The sequence below is a fragment of the Bremerella sp. JC817 genome (assembly GCF_040718835.1).
Classification (GTDB): Bacteria; Planctomycetota; Planctomycetia; order Pirellulales; family Pirellulaceae; genus Bremerella.
Map to the genome: position 1 here is coordinate 1 of NZ_JBFEFG010000139.1, position 613 is coordinate 613.

Sequence of the window (613 nt, forward strand, 5' to 3'; positions counted from 1 at the left end):
GAACAAGCAAGTGCTCGGTCGCGTGAAATGGTGGCGTGAGACGATCCTCAAGAAACGCCTCGCAGGAGAATCGAAGCGAGCCGGGTTCAACGGCCCGTATTTCTTCCGACTCCCCGAAACGCCCTGGCCCCCGACGCCCGAGGCCATCCGGGAGGCGGAACGGGCGAACGAGGCCGCCATGCCCTCGGGCCTCGATGCGCTCCATTCCGGGCCGAATGACGCCCGCATCTGGACGATGCGAGCCTCGGGAACCCCCGTGGAAGCCGTGGAAGCCATGGAGGAACCTTTAGGGGACGAGGATTCTACGGATCGGACTCCACGGGCCGACACTGCTCCGGCTGGCGATTCCGCCCTGCCCGTCGTGGCCCCGGATGACCCTCCCGACACGCGCCCCCGTGGAATCCATCCCGTGGAAGCCACCCCCCTTAAAGGGGACTCCACGGCTTCCACGGACTCCACGGGCGATCCCCTCCCAGCGTCCGAGGATCTGCCGATGACCGTCCGGGACGATCAGACCTCTTGTGAACAAACGTATTGAGCCATTCCGTCAATGACCGTACAATCACGACAAGCAACGTCTGCTTGCGCCAGCAAGCGACACACGCGGAGGGAA

Annotated in this window: 1 protein-coding gene; it reads left to right on the plus strand. The window is 64.4% G+C overall.

Going from position 1 to position 613, the window contains the following annotated elements; all coding sequences use genetic code 11:
• On the plus strand, window positions 1-538 hold a 538-nt coding region (locus tag AB1L30_RS00655; protein ID WP_367011420.1), incomplete at its 5' end, for a hypothetical protein.
• Window positions 539-613: the final 75 nt, after the last annotated feature.